Raw genomic sequence first — 18254 nt, forward strand, 5'->3', positions numbered from 1 at the left:
TAACATTATTTTCTTACTTGTAAAGATAAAAAAATGATTTTAAAATGGTATATAGTTAAATTGTTTCCGCAGAAACTTATAAAGTATTATGGAGGGGATCGGATTTGGATCGTACATTAAGACAAATAGAAATACTTTCGGATATTCGTACACTTGTTCATAAAAAAGAAGAGCATATGAAGGAAAAGAATGAGCGGTTTCTTCGTGATACAGATGTAAGCGGGATGTCTCTATCAGAACTACACGTAATTCAATGCATAGGAGCAAAAGGTTTAATGAATGTGACAGCGATTACGGAAGAGATGGGAATGACAAAGGGAGCCATTTCTAAAATTTGTACCAAATTGTTTCAGAAACAATTTGTTGAAAAGATGAAAATGCTAGATAATCAAAAAGAAATATTTTTCCGTTTAACAGATAAAGGGAATGAAATTTATATAGCACATGAGACACTTCATCAACAAGCTGAAGAGAAGTGGCTATTACTTTTAAATCAGTATACAGAAGAGGAATTGTCATTGATTCAAAGGTTTATAAAGGATGTCGGAGCGCATTTAGAAAAGTAGAGGAATAATTTTGGCTCGCATGAAGTCTTCTGAATATGGTTTTTGGAAAGACTCATATATAATAGAAAGAGATACTTAACAAGATGAATAGTTAAAGAGTCTAGGTATATAAATGGAAATTCTAAAACTATTCTTTTAGGGTGATAGAGAAGATCCGCCGGTGGATAGAAGCGGTCAGTGCCTTTTTTGGTCCCATGCCATGTAAAAACAGAAGGAGAAAATGAGTAAAAGTCTCTTTCTGTTCTTCATAGCCACAATGTATATGTTAGAAAATCGAATTGGATTTATATATAAATGGAAATTCTAAAACTATTCTTTTAGGGTGATAGAGAAGATCCGCCGGTGGATAGAAGTGGTCAGTGCCTTTTTTGGCTCCATGCCATGTGAAACCAAAAGGAGGAAACGAGTGGAGGTCACTTTTTGTTTTCGTAGCCACGACTGATATGTTGGAAAATCAAAATAGATTTATCCCGCATTAACGGACAGTAAAACCCCCACTGATTAAAGTTTCACTTTATATAAAGAGGAGAGAAGGAAATGCTTGAAAATACGGGTTTAGTATTAGAAGGCGGCGGTATGCGTGGCGTATATACGGGTGGAATACTAGAGTACTTTATGGAACAGGATTTATATTTTCCATATATTATTGGTGTTTCAGCAGGAGCTTGTCATGCGGCGTCATATATTTCAAGACAGAGAAACAGAAATAAGACAGTAAACATTGATTATGCAACACATCCGAAATATTTATCCTATAAAAATTTATGGAAGAAACGACAGCTATTTGATATGGATTTTATTTTTCGTGAAATTCCAGAAAAGCACGTACCATTTGATTTTGACACATATTTTAATAGTACAGAGCGTTTTCTAGTAGGAACGACAGATTGTGAAACAGGTAAGCCAATGTATTTTGAAAAAGAAGGTACAAATGAAGATGCGTTGACGTTATTACAAGCATCTAGCTCATTGCCATTTATCGCACCTGTTGTAAATTATCGTGGTAAACAATTATTGGATGGCGGCATTTCGGACCCAATTCCAGTTCGGAAAGCGCAAAACGATGGCTATAAGAAATCAGTTGTTATTTTAACGAGAAATCATGGATATGCTAAGAAAAAATCAAAATTTGGATGGATTGCAGCGAAGGGTTATAAGAAATATCCTAACCTTGTTAATACGATGTTGTCACGTTATGAGGTATATAATGAAACACTTCATTATATTGAGAAAGAAGAGTTATCGGGTAATTTATTTGTCATTCGTCCAGAAGTGCCACTTCAAGTAGATCGGATGGAAAAAGATCAGCAAAAACTGCAAAATTTATATGATCAAGGATATAAGGATGCAGCGAGACAGTTTGCGGATCTGCAGGCGTTTTTGCGGAGTTGATGGATGTGAAACCTTTTTAAGGGGTTTTTCACAAATGAATAAGGAATATGAGAAAAGCATTGGTTCACATAGTTGTGAGCCAATGCTTTTCTTCATTAATGCGGTAAGAAAATCAATTGATAAGCGAACAAAATACCAAATACGTATACAAGTGGATGTACAGCACGGAATTGTCCTTTTGCCATTTTCATAAGTGGATATGAAATGAATCCAAGTGCAATACCTGTTGCAATGCTTGATGTAAGTGGCATGCTTAAGATTACTAAGAATGCAGGGAATGCTTCGTCAAATGTATCCCAATCGATATGACGAACAGATCCCATCATTAAGCTACCAACGATAATTAAGGATGGAGATGTAATCGCTGGGACACCTGAAACAGCACCTACTAGAGGCCCGAAGAATGCAGCAAATATAAATAACACAGCAACTGTAATTGTTGTTAAACCAGTGCGTCCGCCAGCTGCCACACCTGCAGATGATTCAATATACGCTGTTGATGGTGTTGTTCCGAACATCGATCCAATTGTTGCTGAGAAAGAATCAGATAAAAGAGCTCGTCCTGATTTTGGAAGTTTCCCGTCTTTCATAAATCCACCTTGTTGGGCAACGCCAAGTAGTGTACCTGTTGTATCGAATAATGTAACAAGGAAGAGCGAGAATACAACGCCATATAATCCATAATCAATAACATCAGAAATAGCTGTAATTGGATTAGAAACAATAATTCCTTCTGGTAATCCAGGCATTGATGTAACGCCGTTTGAGAATGTTAATTGTCCTGTGAAATAAGCGATAATACCTGTTAATAACATTCCGAAGAATAGTGCTCCGTTTACATTTAAAGACATAAGAATAAGTGTGATCCCAAGACCAGCTAAAGCTAGTAGTACTGGAGCAGAATGAAGGTCTCCAAGTCCAACTAAGTTTGATTCATGTTTCACTACAATTCCTGTCATGCGTAAACCGATAAAAGCAATAAAAAGACCGATACCAGCAGTAATTGCATGCTTTAAGTTATCAGGAATAGCTTCCATTAATTTTGTACGGAAAGATGTGAATGATAGCAAAATTAAAATCATACCTGCCACGAATACAGCAGAAAATGCAATTGTAAATGTCATACCTTCATGCGCTTTTACAACAGAGTAAGAGAAATAAGCATTTAGTCCCATACCTGGTGCGATTGCAATTGGTAAGTTTGTAAAGATTGCCATAAATAATGTTCCGACAACAGCTGCAATAATTGTCGCTGTAAATGCTTGTTCAAATGGAACACCTGCATCACCAAGGATGATAGGGTTTACGACAATAATATATGCCATTGTTAAGAAGGTAATGATACCTGCCATAATTTCAGTTTTAATAGAAGTTTTATGTTTTGAAAGGTTAAACATATAAACATCCTTTCTGTTTACGAATAATAATCACAACAGTTATATATAATATTCGTTTTTAAAATGTTTTGCAAGAGTTTTGCAAAAAAAAATGATAACAGTTCATATTTTATGTCTTAATTTCGAATGTTAATCAAGAAAAAGTACGGATAATTCGGTTTTTTACGTATAAGTACTTTTTTTAATTGTGTATATCATAAGAAAGAGAAAGAAGAAGGAGCTGGAATGTGTATGTCTGAGCAAAAAAAGTTTTTAACATTACCACCACAACATCAAAATAAACAACCGGGGATTGAATCGATTATGAATCCTCTTCCGAAGTATGAAGATCCTCATTATCGAGGGAGTGAAAAATTAAAAGGAAAACATGTGCTTATTACAGGAGGAGATAGTGGAATTGGAAGAGCGGTATCCATTGCGTTCGCAAAAGAAGGAGCGAATATAGCGATTGCTTATTTAGATGAACATGAAGATGCAAATGAGACAAAAAGTCTTGTTGAGAAGCAAGGCGTGAAGTGTATCTTACTTCCGGGAGATTTAAGTGATGAACAACATTGCCAACAAGTTGTGAAGGAAGCGGCCTCGGCGTTAGGAGGGCTAAATATTGTTGTGAATAATGTCGCACAACAATATCCACAGCAAAGCTTGGAATACATTACAGCGCAGCAACTTGAAAAAACATTTCGTATTAATATTTTTTCTTATTTTCACGTTACAAAAGCTGCACTCGCGCATTTAAAAGAGGGGGATGTAATTATAAATACGGCTTCTATCGTTGCGTATGAAGGGAATGAGCAACTCATTGATTATGCTGCAACAAAAGGGGCGATCGTTGCTTTTACTCGTTCACTTGCAAAATCGTTAGTTCAAAAAGGGATTCGTGTAAATGGTGTTGCACCAGGACCGATTTGGACACCACTTATTCCGGCAAGTTTTGATAAGAAGAAGGTATCTGAATTTGGAAGTAATGTTCCGATGAAGAGACCTGGACAACCATATGAATTAGCACCTGCATATGTATATTTAGCTTCAGGGGATTCAACATATGTATCAGGACAGATGATTCATGTAAATGGTGGTGTAATTGTAAATGGATAAAAAGAAGAAGAAAGGAGATTTGTACTTTCATTCATAAGAATAGAAAGCATAGTAAAAGCTAACATTATGCCATCATATATTATGGTCAACTTTAAAGGGGAATGCTTGGGGGGATATGAATGAAAAAAGTATGTTTCGTTGTAATACTCTTTTTCTGTCTACCAATGAGCGCTTTTGCCAGTAGCGACCATTTAATACTTATTAACCTTACGACAAATCAATTATCTTTTTTTGAAAATGGAAATTATATAAAGACCTTTCCAGTTACAACTGGAAAGCGTCAAACGCCGACACCTGAAGGGACATTTTGTATTATTAATAAATATAAAAATAAAGAATACCATCGTAAGAAAATTCCGGGCGGTGCACCGAATAATCCGCTTGGAACAAGGTGGCTCGGTTTAAATGAAAAAGAATATGCAATTCATGGTACAAATCGAGAAGGAACCATTGGGAGAAGGGAATCTAATGGTTGTATTCGTATGCATGATCGCGATATACAATGGTTATATGAACGGGTATCTTTACAAACAAAAGTGATTATTTCACAGTTTTATACGTCTCCTGAATATGCAGCACATCAGCTTGGATATCGTGTTACAAGCTGGAATGGTCGTACAATAGAGGAAGAACAAATTGGAACGTTAACACTTGTGGATCGTATGGAGATATTTTGGCAGGAGCCTAATGGTCAATTTACGAAAGTAAAAACAGTATTACCGAATGAACGGTATGCCGTCTATTCTCGAGGGAGAAATGGTAACTATTATATAGGAAATAATTTGTATATTATGGATGAAACAGGTGAGAAAGTTCGTTATGAACAAGTTCCTTATTCTGTTTTAAGTAATATTTATAAACGTAAATATAATGTGCAGTAAAAATTATTGTAAATGTGATAGCTTATTTATTGATTATTAGCGTTCACCAATCGGGCTTTTACGGGCGGTTTATTTCCCACCTATCTTCTTTAGCCGCTAGAGCTGGACCTTGCTTTTGTGAATTTTGAGGTGGGAGTATGACTGCCCGCAAATAGCAGGATAAATTAGCCTGCCCAATCGCAACTATTATGTTCTTGTGAATATAATACAGTACAGATTGGGGGGCGGCGTATTATGAGAAAAGGGAATAGTCAATTTGCATTTAAAGTTTTTTTGTTAACGAATTGCTTATTTATTATTTATTTGTATATCTCATTTATGTTTAGTCTGTACATTCCCTATATTGATTTATTACTTTTTGTTGGCTTTATTTGGTCCTTCGTAGAAGCGAGAGATGGAGAAGATGGGATGTATCGTAGGATAACGTTGTTTGGAACAGTTTTTATATTGATTGTGTATATAACAATAATGCATGATGCATGGAAATATGGGTTTGTTATGATGTAGAAGCATATCTTTGATGGTATGCTTCTATGTCGTTAATACATATTGAGGCAGAGAGAAAACCCCCATCTCAAAAGGAGATAGGGGTAAGTATTAATATTTCGGTTGAAACGTTTGACAGCATGTTTCAACGCTTGTTGTGGCAGAACTTTCAAGTGTTTCACCTGTTAAGGCAGAATTTGTATAAGAGTCAGTATCTGATTGATTTGTGTTTTGATCATCAGGCTGAACAAAGATTGAAGTTGCCTGACAAAAGTTCCCTTGTCCCCAAAATGAACAATTGGAAACAGAACATCGTACTTCTGGCATGAAAATCCCCTCCTTATACATTAGTGTGAGAGTTTCCCGACGCTTTCATGTATAGAAGGAGTTTCCTTTTCTCGTTACTTCTTGTTTTCTTTAAACCATTTTTCAAAATCTTCTTTTGACTGTTCGCCGTGAATACGACTTACTTCTTTACCATCTTTAAAATGAATAATTGTTGGCGTTCCTTCAATTTTGTACTCATCCCAAGTTGGGTTGTCGTTTAAAATATCAATAACTTTCATATCAATGTTCATGTCTTTCGTCATTGGAACAACAACAGGGGTAACTTTTTCACAATGTACACAACCTGTTTGATAAAAATAAATTGTTTGTTCCTTTTTCTCTTCGTTATTTTTACGGATCTCATCGGAAGAAATTTTATTTGTATAATAACTTTTTTCCTTGTTAGATTCCATTTTCGTTACAGCGAAAATAGCTGCAAATAAGACGATAATGATACCGCCGAAGATAAGCATTTTTTTCATAATTTCATCTCCTTATTTGTTTTTGATTACAATAAGGCTACAAATTGCAATCGTGATAAATCCGATAAGTGCTAAAAACGGGATTGTGACGAATCCAAACCAGTTTATGTATTCTCCCGTACAAGGTACGCGGCCACAAGCTGCTCCTGCTTCTGAGAATGCAGAAACTTTTTGAATCGCATAATGATAAAGTGAAATACAGGCACCGATACTTGCAATTGGTAAAGAGTATGTCGCAATGCGGTAGTCTTTTTTTACAACTGCAATGCCGAGCCATAAAACAAATGGATACATAAAAATGCGTTGATACCAACAAAGTACACAAGGCTCAAACTTCATAATTTCGGAAAAATATAAGCTTCCGAGTGTAGCGATAAAAGACGCTCCCCAAGCAGTAAACAATGCATATTCGCGTTTTGTTTCACGTGTCATGTTTTTTACCTCTCTTATAATAGTTACCTACTAAATTATAGTACGGATTGGACAAAAAAATAAAGAGAAAAAGTGTTAATTAAGAGAAGTTTTATGAGGAGAAAAGTTGGAAATGAAAAAAACAAGGTGTATATACCTTGTTTTTTAAGGGTGATTTACAGCTTTTGTCACATTGAAAAAATTTTGAATGGCTTCTGCATTCGCTTCTTGATTTATTTTTAAAACGGAACCAGCATGTGGAATCAGAGCAGATTCGTATTCTTTGTCGATTGGAATTCGCATCGTTTCCATTGTAGTAATGGGCTGAAATAGCATGTGATTTCCGATTGTAAATAGAGCACCTATATCTAAGTTTGTTTTTACATAAGGAGAGAGTTCATGTGCCATACTTGGTAAGCTTAGTACCCCATCCATAGAATGAACTTTATTAGTAAGGGTGTGCTTTAACGCCTGAAGCACTTCTTGTTGCCGTTTCACCCGGCCAAAATCACTTTCAGTATCATGACGAAAGCGGGCATACTTTAATAAATCTTTTCCGTGGAGAGCTTGTAAACCTGGTTGTAAAGATAAGCCCATATCATCGATTATTGTCTGTGTCACATTGACTTTAATTCCTTCGGGGGCAATTGTATCTACAATTTTCACAAAGGCTTTAAAGTCAATTGTAATGTAATGAGATACGTTGATTCCGAAATTATGTTGAATTGTCTGTCGTAACAATTCAGGCCCGCCGTAATAATAGGCAGCATTGATTTTATTATATTTTTTATCATAAGAAGGAATTTCTACATAACTATCTCGCATAATGGAAGCGAGTTTTACTGTATTTTCTTTTTTATTGTACTGGGCAATCATAATTGTATCAGCACGAGCTTCTCGTTCGCCCCGTGAATCGCTACCGATAATTAGTATATTCCATACGTTTTTTTCCTGTTTTGCTCCTTGAAACGAATGGGGGTTATTTGTTTTTTCACAGCTAATAAGCAATATAATCATGCAGAAAAATACGGGTAAGGATTTATGCAAATGATCACGTCCATCCACTATTGATATATGTATTATGAGTAAAATGGTGGAAAAATATTCAAAAAGCGCTATTCTCGAGAGAGAATAGCGCTTCATTTACATTTGCATCTGATCTATTTCTTCTATATGTGACTTTTGTGAGGCGTGGTCAATATATTGAAATAGAAGTTGCAATTGTTTATCCACTTCTGGTAGTTCTTTTCCATATTTGTAAGCATGTAAAAAATGCTCGATTCGTTTAGAAAATAATTGATCATCAGTTTGTACCATTAAAACAAGCAACTTATCCCAATTACAACAATACGTGTAATAGAGAGCTTTATCGTAGTCGTTATATGTTTGCATTGTGTACCCTCCTTACTGAGGAGTTACATATAGTGTGTGACAAGTGAGGAGAAATACACTTGAAAGAATTTGTTAAGGAAAATGTTATGTGAAAAATAAAAAACGAGGAATTTCCTCGTTTTTACGATTTTGGCATTGGGGTAGGCGTTGGTTTTGCGTAGCCTTCTTTATATTTATTATCAATGTAATTTCGAATTTCAAGAGTGGATTTTCCTTTTTTCTGCATCGATGCAGATTCGACTGCAATTTCTAAACAGTTTACACAGGTTGTTGCATGAGAATCCCAAACAACTTCTCCATTTGGTTTAATTTCTTGGATAAAACAGTTTTTATTATTTTTATGTCCAACACTTTCACCACAGCCGCAATAACAAGGTATCCAATTTAATAATTCGGCATTTTTTCCTGCAATAGCATAAATGTCTTTCATTTGAGGATCTAGCTTGTCCAAAAATGTTGGGAGTGTGTCAACGCCTTTTGTTGTTTCTTGGATGTCACCTTGCTGCGTATGAGAAGCGTGTTCTTCTTTATGTTCAGATATTTCTTTTTTGTCTGCGCCGCCGCATCCAGAAAGCGTAAGACTGCTTATTACAAGTAGAGAGAATAGATATTTTTTCATCTGCATTTCTCCTTTTATTTTTGTATTAGTAAAATTGTACCAAACTCTCTAATGCTTTCCTACGGTGAAGTTTGATTACGTTTATTTTTCAAGCGCCATCGAATGGAATGCCATAGAAAAAGGAGAGGGATATAGACATATACAATGTACATACCCGTTTGGGATAAAACTGTATTTAATGTGTTGATACTTTCTCGGTTTGTAAAAAATAAGGAAGCGATGTATACGGCAACGGTAAAAAAAGGAAGTGTGATTTTAAATGGGATATGGAATGAACGCTTCATAGACTGACAAGAGGACCATATTGTTAAACAGAGATTCGGTAAAATGATAAGAAACCATATAAAAATAATAATATATTCAAACCGCTGAATAAAAGGGACTTTAATAATTTTTAACATTGTTAACGTAGGCCAAATTGTATGCTTTAATAATCCTTCACTATAGTACATAAAAGAGATAAGCGCTAAAAGTACATAAAGGATGGTTGTGAAAGCAATGCCACCATGTGCCCATCTTTTTAAAGATTTTCCTTTTTCAATAAGTGGATAAAAGAAAAGTAGCGCTTCAAATCCTAAAAATTCTAAAGCAGAGTCTTTCGCTGATTTCGCAATATCTAAAGGTGAATGGGTAAAAATTGGTAGAATATTACGAACGTGTGCATATTTCATTGGGAAAATTAAAAAGAACAATACGAAAATAGGTAGTACAATTCCCCAAAAACATATTCCGGTTACAGAACGGAACCCACCTTTTATAATATAGTAAGTGACTAATAAAAAGATTAAAGTTAGTTTCCATAATTCAATGGTCGGGAATACCCAAACTTGAATTACTTCGATATATGTACGAAGGACAGTGAGACAAAATAATAAAAAATAAATCGTAACAAGCAAAGAGAATAAGGAACCAATCCATTTTCCAAAGCATGTTGTATGAATATTGATTAGGTCGTTATCTTTTTCCAACATTTTTAGCATACAATATAATACAATGTGAGTTGCAATTCCTGCAAGAATAAGGGAAATCCAAGCATCATAACCGGCACTTTTTATAATAAGGCGTTGGTAACCTAAAACTCCGATTCCAACTTGAAGAGAGTGAATCAAAAAAAATACTAAGTAAGGGGAGACAGTTATTTCTTTACTGTTTGTATCCATCTTATCACCTCACTATTCTCCGATACCAGATTGTACAACGTTAACATCAGCTTCAACATTAATATCTATAGATGGATACATTGCTTGAATTTGTTGTATGGTCCATTTTCTTGATTGACTTCTAATTTGGTCGCGTATTCCTAAAGGGTCTATTTTTTTTTGCTGAAATTGCTGAATCAATTTTTGAGACTGATTTTTAATATTTTGCTCTACTTGATTTTTAACAGATCTTATATTTTCCTTTTTTGATAAATCAATCCAACTAGGAGCGTTTTTTATTAATCCATTCAATTTTAAACGGATAGTTACTTTAGGCGTAGCGCCTGTTTGATCAACATAATGGACACTTTTTCCGGATAAATTTTGTGTTACGACAAGACCTTTATGATTATCTTTTTTTATTTGAGTTTCATAACGACCATTTTTAGTCGGATTAAGGAGCAATTTTACTAAAAACGAGTCTTTTTTATCGGTATACATCACCACTTTATCCTCTTTTAAAAAGGCAAGACCTTTTACAGAAACCGAGTGATTATCAGCGATTTGAATGTAAGGAAGAAATGGATCACATACAAATGAATAATAATCATATAAAAAAATATTCAAAGCTGTCCGAGGAATATTTTCATTCATTATATTTTGTTCAAGTAAGTCAGATAGATACAATGAACCGTTTGGTGTGACATATTTTAGAAGTTCTTCGACTGAACCATCTACAAGTGCTAATTGTACATCTCGTCCAATATTAGGATCGCGTTGTAAATTGTTGATGATTTCATCAATTCCATGTGAACCAATAGATTTTCCAAATAACACGACACGCATTTGCCCTAAAACAACATTGTGAGGTGATTTTGCATTCAAATGAGAAGCAATCGTTTCAAGAGATCTTGCAGTGGTTGACTGAGTTTTTGGTTTTGTTTTTACACCAAGCGTGTAGTCAGGGTATAAGATAGCGCCTTGGAATTTTTTGTCTTTTGTTATATCGAATCCAGCTACGTGAATGATTCTTTGCGAATCTACTATATTTGTTTGCGTACAAGCAGTTTGGAAGCATAACAGCACCGTTAGGAATAAAATTAGAATGTTTCTCATTTTTCTCCACCATCACGTTTTTGTTTTGCTTTGTTTGGGTTATAGCGCCAATTTGCTTTTGGTCGCAGAAAAGAAGGGCGCTGGGCCGTTTGACTAAACGGCCAGCGGATGAAACCTTCTGCTGAACCTAAACCACGAAATGGATATAAGGGTAATAAGTAAGGTGATCCAAGTGATTTTAAATGTAGCAGATGTGCCAATATAAAAACAAACCCTATAATAAGACCAAGTCCTCCGAAGGCACCCGCTAAAAGGATGAGTGGGAATCGAAGTAAACGAATGGTAGTAGACATTTTCACAGTTGGTGTTGTGAAAGAAGCAAGTGCGGATAAAGCCACAGCGATTAATAGAATTGTGCTTGTTAAAGCAGCTTCAACAGAAGCTTGTCCGATTACAATTCCACCAACAATACCGATTGTTTGCCCAACTTTTGTAGGTAAGCGGGCGCCGGCTTCGCGCAATAACTCAATTGTAATTTCTAAAAAAAGTGCTTCTAGAATTGGTGGAAAGGGTACATTGGCTCTCGAAAAAATAATGGGTCCTAGCAAATCCGCTGGAATCATTTGATAATGAAATGTTAATACAGCTGTATAGATTGCTGAGGAAAATAGAGAAAATATAGCTCCAAAAAAGCGAACCAATCTAAAGAATGAGCCGATCATCCATGGCAAATAGTAATCCTCTGGTGAAATGAAAAAGTCTAATAGTGTTGTCGGTCCAGCTAATGCATAGGGAGAACCATCTGTTAAAATTAACACTTCACCATTGATTAAAGCAAATACAGCTCGATCAACTCTCTCTGTTGGTAAGAGTAACGGAAAAGGTGAGTTACTATTATCACTAATAAATTGTTCAATCATTGTTGCATCAAAGGGGACATCGAAATCAATGTCCTCTAGACGTTGTGTAGTAGTGTTAATATGTTGCTCATTCGTGATTCCGTCTATATAGGCCACTACAACTTTCGTCTTGGATATAGATCCAACAACAATTTCTTTGAAAATTAATTGCTCTGTTACAATAGCGCGACGTAATAAATGTAGATTCGTATCAATGCTTTCCACAAAACCAATTTTCGGTCCAATTACGCTATATTCATTTTCTGTATCGTTATATAAACGCTTACCAAGAACGGTACTTTCTGCTCGAAGTAGGGCATATTGTGCAGGCTGTGATATATTTTGTAGTTTCATGAGCACATATCCGCCCAATAATTTTTCACGAATATCATCAATGGAAGGAGAGATGATAATGTCTTCAATAGAGACGATGTTCGTCAAGTCGGCGATGTCTTGGATTTGTTCTAATTGCTTTTTGACAGGTACTAAAATATATCGTTTAATAATAAGTTCTTCTACGACAGATTTATAATAAAAAAGACATAGTGCATCGTTTTCTGTAATGCTATAAGAAACAAAATCAGTAGATTCCTTCATCGTATGAATGAATTTTGGAATGGTACAGCCCGTTTTTTTGTTTTTAGCTTTAGCATTTTTTCGTGGTAAGCCGAACATAATTTTCACCTCTCCCCCATATATGGAATACTCTTGTTATTGTTTGGGGTAGGCAAAATTTTATACAGGAAACATAAAAAAGCTGTCCAAAAGTTATACACTGTGTATCTTTTGAACAGCTTTTTCTATATTCGCTGAGAGAGGGCAAGCAGTTGTTCCCGGCCTTTAGAAATATGCGGGTGAAATTGAATTGTTGCATTTTCTCGCGTTTTTTTCACATCTTGAATCGCGCGCTGTAGTAAAGAATCGAGTTGTGAATGAGATGGTAGTAGTTCTTTTGCAATGGCGGTTCCAGCAACGGTTCCTTGGGCCATCGCAACCTTCGCGCTTTCAATTCCTGTAATATTACCAGCAACATACAAGCCAGGAAGCGGTGTAGCCATTGTTTCATTATGAAGTGGAACATGTCCGCCAAGTTCTTCGATGTAATGAAATGGGCATCCAGCGACCCCTGCTAATTCTGCTAATGGATAAAGTCCTCCAGCAATACAGACAAAATCAACAGGACGTATTTCTTCCGTTCCAGGAATGATATCCCCATCTGGTGTAATCGCAGCAATTTTTACAGCTTGGGCTTGCTTGTCTCCGATAATTTCAACAGCAGCTTTTCTTAAGTGAAGCGGTACATTCCAAATTTTCATTCCTCGCTTTGGATAGAATTGAATAGCTAATTTTCGCATCGCATGCTGTTTCATAAAGTGGCTCCCGATTTTTAATAAAGGGGAGGGAGCGATATGGGCAACATGAAGTAAAGAATTTAAAACGTGAAGCGGTTGTGCACTTTGCTTTGTTACTGCATGTTTTGGCGGTAAGACAATGCTGTCAATTTCCAGTCCAGCAAGCTGTAATTCATGCATAATCGCAAATGATAATATATTTGCCCCAATAATGATTCCTCTATTACCGACTTTGACGCGGTGTACGTTCGTCATCACTTGTGCAGCCCCAATGGACATAACGCCTGGTAAAGTCCACCCGGGAAGCGGAGTTGGGAACTCAGCTGCTCCTGTTGCAAGAAGGACGTGTTTTGTTTGGAAGGCACCGATGTTTGTATGAACGACCCAATTATTTTCACCTTTTTCTAAATCATGTACGGTTATACCACATTCAATAGAAAGTGATACGTCTTGCAATTGTTGTTGTAATTTCTTTGTTTCTTCTATACCATTCCACCATGTACCGTTTGGTTCTTGATGAAGTTGTCCAAGAAGGCGGCCTCCAGGTTTGATAAATTCATCAAAAACTTTAACGGATAATCCATATGTTTTGCAGGCGATGGCTGCACATAATCCAGCAGGACCGGCGCCGATAATGATAACATCATTCATATGTGATCCTCCTTTTTTAAAGGAGTGGGTTGCTGCAAGCCACTTTGTACGACCATTTGATCTTCAACTACAGTCATGCATGCACGCACATTTGGTTTGCCATTTATTGTGACGCGGCATTCAAAGCAATGACCAATATTACAATAAATAGAGCGCGGTGCTCCTGTTTCTTCATGAACACGGAAAGTTCGGATATTATTTGCGAACAGGGAAGCTGCGACTGTTTCCCCAGCGATTCCTTCATACTTCGTTCCGTTAAATGTAAAAGAGATGGTTGTACTGTCTGATAGGTTACCGAGAATTGGGTGATGTAGGATACGATTACTCATGTTCTATCACCTAACAAGTCAAAGGTAATGGGACGAACTGGCGGTTGATGTTTTAATTGCTGATGGTTCTGCTCCTGGGATGATATAAAACTTTCTAGTGCACATCTACATGTGCGGCCCCCGCAAAATCCCATTCCTGCTCGGGTACGTAGTTTTAATTCTCGTGTAGAGCAGTTATATGTGTTCGCTGTATGAAGTAGTTCCTTGTATGTTACTTCTTCACAACGACAAATGACAAAATCGTCTGCAATGTTCATGACAAAGCCCCCTTGTTAGATTGGTTGTTTGCTAATTTATATGCAAAATACATGCCAATCTATATATCCATTTTGATTTGTAGGCATATAAGTCGCTGCTATGCAAATAAAATGGGCTCTTCACTTGTTTTCTCCTTTTGTTTTTACTTGGCAGGGGGCAGGAAGAGGGTCTGACCGCTTCTATGCATGGCGGGTGCTCTCTTCTCACCCAAAAGGAAAGGTTCTATGTTTTTTTCAATTTGTATTTATAGAGACAAGGATTAAAAAGGGATACTTAATTTTTTCATGCGATTATATAAGGTTGCCCGTGTAATGCCAAGCCGTTTTGCACAAGCGAGTTTATTGCCATTCTCTAATTCGAGTGCATGTTGAATGATATTTCGTTCATATTTGTTTAAAGCATCATCAAGTAGTTCGCCTTCTGTTATATTTACGCTAAGAGGAACAGACGGTTGTTCTTTTATTGTTTTTGTAGAGAAGGGAAGGTCTTCTCGTTTTATGATTCCATCTGTCGCAAAAACGACAATTCGTTCAATGGCATTACGAAGTTCACGAATGTTGCCGGGCCATTTATGTTCAAGCAATTCATACATAACATCTTGCGGTATATTTTGAATTGGACGGTTATATTGAATCGAAAATTCATATAAGAAAGAGTGGATGAGCTCCACAATGTCTTCTTTTCTTTCGCGAAGTGGCGGTACATCAATACTTACAACGTTTAAACGATAAAATAAATCTTCGCGAAATTTCCCTTGCGCAACTTGTTCTTTTAAGTTTCGATTCGTAGCAGCAATAATATTAAAATCGGCATGTAATTCTTTTACACCGCCCACGCGGTAAAAGGTTTTATCTTGCAGGACACGAAGTAGTTTTACTTGCATTTCCATTGGCATTTCACCAATTTCATCTAAAAATAAGGTACCCCCTTTTGCTAATTCAATTTTTCCTTTTTTTCCTTTCTGATCAGCTCCAGAAAAGGCTCCTTTTTCATAGCCAAAAAGTTCACTTTCAAATAATGATTCAGGAATTGCGCCGCAGTTAATAGAAATAAACGGTGCATGTTCATTTTCGCGCGCTTCATGAATAGCTTTCGCAAAAAGCTCTTTTCCGACGCCGCTTTCACCTAAAATGAGCACAGTTGATTTCGTTGTACATATTTTTTTTGCAGTTTCAATTGTTTGATGCAGTGCGGTGCTGTTTCCTTTAATCGCATGAAAAGGATCAACCGACGGTGTTAATTGAGCGACTTGTTTTTCTAATTGATGCATTTTAGTAGAAACGGAGAAGAGTTCCTGATTCAGCCGAACTTGGCTCGTAATATCCGTTTCAGATACAACAGCTCCAATAATTTTATTGCGCAAGTAAATAGGGTTGGAGTTAATGAGTACAATTAAATCTTCTCTCGGTTGATGTTGGTGCTTATGTAGTGAGCGACCTTCTTGCAGTGTTTTTAGTATTTCTAGCATGTCTTCATGAAAAAAAGATGTAATTGGTTTTCCTAAAATATCTTGTCGTCTGACGGAAAAGATTGCTTCGGCCCCGTTTGTCCATACATTGACATTCTCTTTTTCGTCAATGACAGTAACTGAAGCATCCGTTGTTTTGATAACGGTTTCAAAATAAACCTGTAAATATTCATAAGACTGAAAAATGGTTTCAGCTAGCATAACAGCTGTAATAAAGCCGATTGGTTTGTGAGAAGCGTTCATAAAAACAACTGCAGGATAGTTTTTTAGTTTCTTTAATATATGTGAAATAGAAGAATAGTAGGAAGTTGTATAACAAGGTTGATACATATTGTTAGCAGTCAGCATATATATATCATTGTTTTTTTCTACGAGAACGGTAGTGTCTTCATAATCTGTTTGTTTATGTTGTTCCCATTCTTCTAATGATGGGAAGAAGAAAAAGTCTTTATTCATAAGTTGGTCTATAGAAGGAAGTGCGATTGTCATACTGATGCCTCCTTGTTGGATTGAATGTGTAAGTTTTTTATACACTATTTCATTATTTTTACACAGTTTTAAAGGAAATGTAAATTTTTTTTTAGAAAAGTTAGACAACGATTTTAAATGACGATGTGAGTACAGTGATATTAGCTTCTATGAGGTGTAAAAAGTTAAGAGATTAGAATTTTGGCGAATGATTGTTTTTAATCCCGCACGAATGGGTAGTAATACTCTCATCTCAAAACTCGGAGTAAGAAAGACTTTATGAGGGAGTTGATTATATTAAGTTGGCATTTTAATTGCAAGTAAAAAAATGTATGAACAGGAGAAAGTGATAGGTGCTATCAGTTTCACTTTATAAATAGAAAAGAGGGGGAGTTATGAAACAGCATTGTGATGTTCTTATCATTGGCGGAGGCATTATTGGGAGTGCGATTGCTTATTACGTTTCAAAATGCGGGAGAGAGGTGACTTTACTAGAAAGGGGAGAGCTTGCGAGTGGTACATCCTCACGATGTGATGGGAACATTTTAGCAATTGATAAAGATCCCGGGTTTGATAGTCAAATGTCTCTTGAAAGTCAAAAGCTCGTTGATCAACTAGCGAAAGAGTTACGCCACTCTTTTGAATATCGTGCACCGGGCAGCATTTTAGTATGTGAAAGTGAAGAAGAGATGATTGCTGCAGAGAAATGGGTAAAGCGGCAAAAAGATGCGGGTTTACCATTTCGGATGTTAGACAGGCAAGATATTCGGCAGGAGTCACCTTATTTTGCAGATGATTTATTAGGTGGTCTAGAATGTGCAACGGACTCGACTGTTAATCCGTATTTATTATCGTTTTCTTTACTAGATGAAGCGAAAAGACAAGGGACAGATGTACATCTTCATACAGAAGTACGCAGTATTCAAAAAGATGGAACTGGTGTGTTTGTTGTTGAAACGAATAAAGGGACATTTACAGCGAATAAAGTTGTAAATGCAGCGGGAGTATGGTCGCCTCTTATTGGTGAGATGCTCGATGTGAAAATTCCAATTCAGCCTAGAAAAGGTCATATTATCGTGGCTTCGAGACAAGAGCCAGTTGGAACGAGAAAAGTAATGGAGTTTGGTTATTTAATTAGTAAGTTTGGGGGCAAACGCCATGTGGATGAGGAAACAGAGAAGTATGGAGTTGCTCTCGTATTTGAACCGACAGAAAGTCAAAATTTCTTAATTGGAAGTAGCAGGCAGTTCGTTGGTTTTCAAACGAAGGTCGATACAAGTGTTATAAAGTGTATTGCAAAGCGAGCGATTCGCTTTTATCCGAAAATGGCAGATATGTTGCTTATTCGAACATATGCAGGATTGCGCCCATGGACGGCAGATCATTTGCCAATTATTTCTCATGTTGAAGAAGTGCCAGGTTTTTATATTGCAGCTGGTCATGAAGGGGATGGAATTAGTTTGGCAGCTATTACAGGAAAGCTTATTGCGGAAATGATTGAGGAGAAAAAGACAACCGTACCGATTGAATCATTAAGCCACAATCGTTTTCGAGAAAGGGTGGAACGCGTGTGAATGTAAAAA

The 18254-nt window shown here is 36.4% G+C and carries 20 protein-coding genes; 6 read left to right on the forward strand and 14 right to left on the reverse strand.

Annotated elements, in window-relative coordinates:
* Window positions 1–104: 104 nt before the first annotated feature.
* Both CN373_RS00160 and CN373_RS00165 read left to right on the forward strand, forming a co-directional pair.
* Window positions 105–566, forward strand: a complete 462-nt coding sequence (locus CN373_RS00160; RefSeq protein ID WP_000376275.1) for a MarR family transcriptional regulator — start codon at window positions 105–107, stop codon at window positions 564–566.
* 537 nt (window positions 567–1103) lie between these two features.
* Window positions 1104–1958 carry a patatin-like phospholipase family protein gene (locus CN373_RS00165; RefSeq protein ID WP_098358576.1) on the forward strand — a complete coding sequence of 285 codons (855 nt, stop codon included), beginning with the start codon at window positions 1104–1106 and terminating at the stop codon, window positions 1956–1958.
* Between the two features lie 95 nt (window positions 1959–2053).
* On the opposite strand, the gene CN373_RS00170 is transcribed toward CN373_RS00165, so the two are convergent.
* Entirely contained in the window at window positions 2054–3355 is a 1302-nt protein-coding gene (locus CN373_RS00170) for an NCS2 family permease (protein ID WP_000482707.1), read from the reverse strand.
* Window positions 3356–3586: 231 nt separating this feature from the next.
* Between CN373_RS00170 and CN373_RS00175 the strand changes: the two genes are divergently transcribed.
* The 3 genes from CN373_RS00175 to CN373_RS00185 all read left to right on the forward strand — a co-directional run bounded on the left by CN373_RS00175 (window position 3587) and on the right by CN373_RS00185 (window position 5841).
* Window positions 3587–4453, forward strand: a complete 867-nt coding sequence (locus CN373_RS00175; protein WP_098358577.1) for an SDR family oxidoreductase — start codon at window positions 3587–3589, stop codon at window positions 4451–4453.
* 119 nt (window positions 4454–4572) lie between these two features.
* Window positions 4573–5334: a L,D-transpeptidase gene (locus CN373_RS00180; protein ID WP_098358578.1), complete on the forward strand. Its 762-nt coding sequence runs from the start codon at window positions 4573–4575 to the stop codon at window positions 5332–5334.
* 234 nt (window positions 5335–5568) lie between these two features.
* Entirely contained in the window at window positions 5569–5841 is a 273-nt protein-coding gene (locus CN373_RS00185) for a hypothetical protein (RefSeq protein ID WP_001225416.1), read from the forward strand.
* 90 nt (window positions 5842–5931) lie between these two features.
* Here CN373_RS00185 and CN373_RS00190 read toward each other — a convergent pair whose 3' ends face one another.
* From CN373_RS00190 to CN373_RS00250, 13 genes are all read right to left on the reverse strand, one after another.
* Window positions 5932–6147, reverse strand: a complete 216-nt coding sequence (locus tag CN373_RS00190) for a DUF1540 domain-containing protein (RefSeq protein ID WP_001115489.1) — start codon at window positions 6145–6147, stop codon at window positions 5932–5934.
* 74 nt (window positions 6148–6221) lie between these two features.
* Window positions 6222–6629 (reverse strand): thioredoxin family protein, encoded by a 408-nt coding sequence (locus CN373_RS00195; RefSeq protein WP_000738453.1) that lies wholly within the window; start codon window positions 6627–6629, stop codon window positions 6222–6224.
* Window positions 6630–6641: 12 nt separating this feature from the next.
* Window positions 6642–7061, reverse strand: coding sequence for a disulfide oxidoreductase (locus tag CN373_RS00200; RefSeq protein WP_000196482.1), 420 nt, complete (start codon window positions 7059–7061; stop codon window positions 6642–6644).
* A gap of 144 nt (window positions 7062–7205) precedes the next feature.
* On the reverse strand, window positions 7206–8057 hold the full coding sequence (locus CN373_RS00205; protein WP_176540895.1) for an LCP family protein: 852 nt from the start codon (window positions 8055–8057) through the stop codon (window positions 7206–7208).
* Window positions 8058–8183: 126 nt separating this feature from the next.
* Entirely contained in the window at window positions 8184–8432 is a 249-nt protein-coding gene (locus CN373_RS00210; protein WP_001195457.1) for a YhdB family protein, read from the reverse strand.
* A 121-nt stretch (window positions 8433–8553) separates the two neighbouring features.
* Window positions 8554–9051 (reverse strand): PCYCGC motif-containing (lipo)protein, encoded by a 498-nt coding sequence (locus CN373_RS00215; RefSeq protein WP_098358580.1) that lies wholly within the window; start codon window positions 9049–9051, stop codon window positions 8554–8556.
* 59 nt (window positions 9052–9110) lie between these two features.
* Window positions 9111–10211, reverse strand: a complete 1101-nt coding sequence (locus CN373_RS00220) for a GerAB/ArcD/ProY family transporter (protein ID WP_098358581.1) — start codon at window positions 10209–10211, stop codon at window positions 9111–9113.
* Between the two features lie 12 nt (window positions 10212–10223).
* A complete protein-coding gene (locus CN373_RS00225) occupies window positions 10224–11306 on the reverse strand; it encodes a Ger(x)C family spore germination protein (RefSeq protein ID WP_098358582.1) in 1083 nt (360 codons plus the stop codon).
* A complete protein-coding gene (locus CN373_RS00230) occupies window positions 11303–12820 on the reverse strand; it encodes a spore germination protein (protein ID WP_098358583.1) in 1518 nt (505 codons plus the stop codon). Before CN373_RS00230 ends, CN373_RS00225 begins: the two co-directional genes overlap by 4 nt.
* A gap of 125 nt (window positions 12821–12945) precedes the next feature.
* The gene (locus CN373_RS00235; protein WP_098358584.1) at window positions 12946–14148 is read right to left on the reverse strand and encodes an NAD(P)/FAD-dependent oxidoreductase; all 1203 of its coding nucleotides are present in this window, start codon (window positions 14146–14148) and stop codon (window positions 12946–12948) included.
* Window positions 14145–14477: a (2Fe-2S)-binding protein gene (locus CN373_RS00240; protein WP_000071064.1), complete on the reverse strand. Its 333-nt coding sequence runs from the start codon at window positions 14475–14477 to the stop codon at window positions 14145–14147. Before CN373_RS00240 ends, CN373_RS00235 begins: the two co-directional genes overlap by 4 nt.
* Window positions 14474–14734 carry a (2Fe-2S)-binding protein gene (locus CN373_RS00245; protein ID WP_001017276.1) on the reverse strand — a complete coding sequence of 87 codons (261 nt, stop codon included), beginning with the start codon at window positions 14732–14734 and terminating at the stop codon, window positions 14474–14476. Before CN373_RS00245 ends, CN373_RS00240 begins: the two co-directional genes overlap by 4 nt.
* A gap of 260 nt (window positions 14735–14994) precedes the next feature.
* Window positions 14995–16692: a sigma-54 interaction domain-containing protein gene (locus CN373_RS00250; protein WP_000150650.1), complete on the reverse strand. Its 1698-nt coding sequence runs from the start codon at window positions 16690–16692 to the stop codon at window positions 14995–14997.
* 374 nt (window positions 16693–17066) lie between these two features.
* Here CN373_RS00250 and CN373_RS00255 point away from each other — a divergent pair, with 374 nt between their 5' ends.
* A complete protein-coding gene (locus tag CN373_RS00255; protein WP_000809142.1) occupies window positions 17067–18245 on the forward strand; it encodes an NAD(P)/FAD-dependent oxidoreductase in 1179 nt (392 codons plus the stop codon).
* Window positions 18246–18254 lie beyond the last annotated feature (9 nt).

This window comes from Bacillus cereus (assembly GCF_002561295.1).
Taxonomy (GTDB): domain Bacteria; phylum Bacillota; class Bacilli; order Bacillales; family Bacillaceae_G; genus Bacillus_A; species Bacillus_A cereus_S.

What these genes read in the sequence shown, in the direction of transcription:
- CN373_RS00165 (WP_098358576.1), top strand. Translation starts at nt 1,104, where the DNA reads ATGCTTGAAAATACGGGTTTAGTATTAGAAGGCGGCGGTATGCGTGGC.
- CN373_RS00170 (WP_000482707.1), bottom strand. Translation starts at nt 3,355, where the DNA reads ATGTTTAACCTTTCAAAACATAAAACTTCTATTAAAACTGAAATTATG.
- CN373_RS00175 (WP_098358577.1), top strand. Translation starts at nt 3,587, where the DNA reads ATGTCTGAGCAAAAAAAGTTTTTAACATTACCACCACAACATCAAAAT.
- CN373_RS00180 (WP_098358578.1), top strand. Translation starts at nt 4,573, where the DNA reads ATGAAAAAAGTATGTTTCGTTGTAATACTCTTTTTCTGTCTACCAATG.
- CN373_RS00185 (WP_001225416.1), top strand. Translation starts at nt 5,569, where the DNA reads ATGAGAAAAGGGAATAGTCAATTTGCATTTAAAGTTTTTTTGTTAACG.
- CN373_RS00190 (WP_001115489.1), bottom strand. Translation starts at nt 6,147, where the DNA reads ATGCCAGAAGTACGATGTTCTGTTTCCAATTGTTCATTTTGGGGACAA.
- CN373_RS00195 (WP_000738453.1), bottom strand. Translation starts at nt 6,629, where the DNA reads ATGAAAAAAATGCTTATCTTCGGCGGTATCATTATCGTCTTATTTGCA.
- CN373_RS00200 (WP_000196482.1), bottom strand. Translation starts at nt 7,061, where the DNA reads ATGACACGTGAAACAAAACGCGAATATGCATTGTTTACTGCTTGGGGA.
- CN373_RS00205 (WP_176540895.1), bottom strand. Translation starts at nt 8,057, where the DNA reads ATGATTATATTGCTTATTAGCTGTGAAAAAACAAATAACCCCCATTCG.
- CN373_RS00210 (WP_001195457.1), bottom strand. Translation starts at nt 8,432, where the DNA reads ATGCAAACATATAACGACTACGATAAAGCTCTCTATTACACGTATTGT.
- CN373_RS00215 (WP_098358580.1), bottom strand. Translation starts at nt 9,051, where the DNA reads ATGAAAAAATATCTATTCTCTCTACTTGTAATAAGCAGTCTTACGCTT.
- CN373_RS00220 (WP_098358581.1), bottom strand. Translation starts at nt 10,211, where the DNA reads ATGGATACAAACAGTAAAGAAATAACTGTCTCCCCTTACTTAGTATTT.
- CN373_RS00225 (WP_098358582.1), bottom strand. Translation starts at nt 11,306, where the DNA reads ATGAGAAACATTCTAATTTTATTCCTAACGGTGCTGTTATGCTTCCAA.
- CN373_RS00230 (WP_098358583.1), bottom strand. Translation starts at nt 12,820, where the DNA reads ATGTTCGGCTTACCACGAAAAAATGCTAAAGCTAAAAACAAAAAAACG.
- CN373_RS00235 (WP_098358584.1), bottom strand. Translation starts at nt 14,148, where the DNA reads ATGAATGATGTTATCATTATCGGCGCCGGTCCTGCTGGATTATGTGCA.
- CN373_RS00240 (WP_000071064.1), bottom strand. Translation starts at nt 14,477, where the DNA reads ATGAGTAATCGTATCCTACATCACCCAATTCTCGGTAACCTATCAGAC.
- CN373_RS00245 (WP_001017276.1), bottom strand. Translation starts at nt 14,734, where the DNA reads ATGAACATTGCAGACGATTTTGTCATTTGTCGTTGTGAAGAAGTAACA.
- CN373_RS00250 (WP_000150650.1), bottom strand. Translation starts at nt 16,692, where the DNA reads ATGACAATCGCACTTCCTTCTATAGACCAACTTATGAATAAAGACTTT.
- CN373_RS00255 (WP_000809142.1), top strand. Translation starts at nt 17,067, where the DNA reads ATGAAACAGCATTGTGATGTTCTTATCATTGGCGGAGGCATTATTGGG.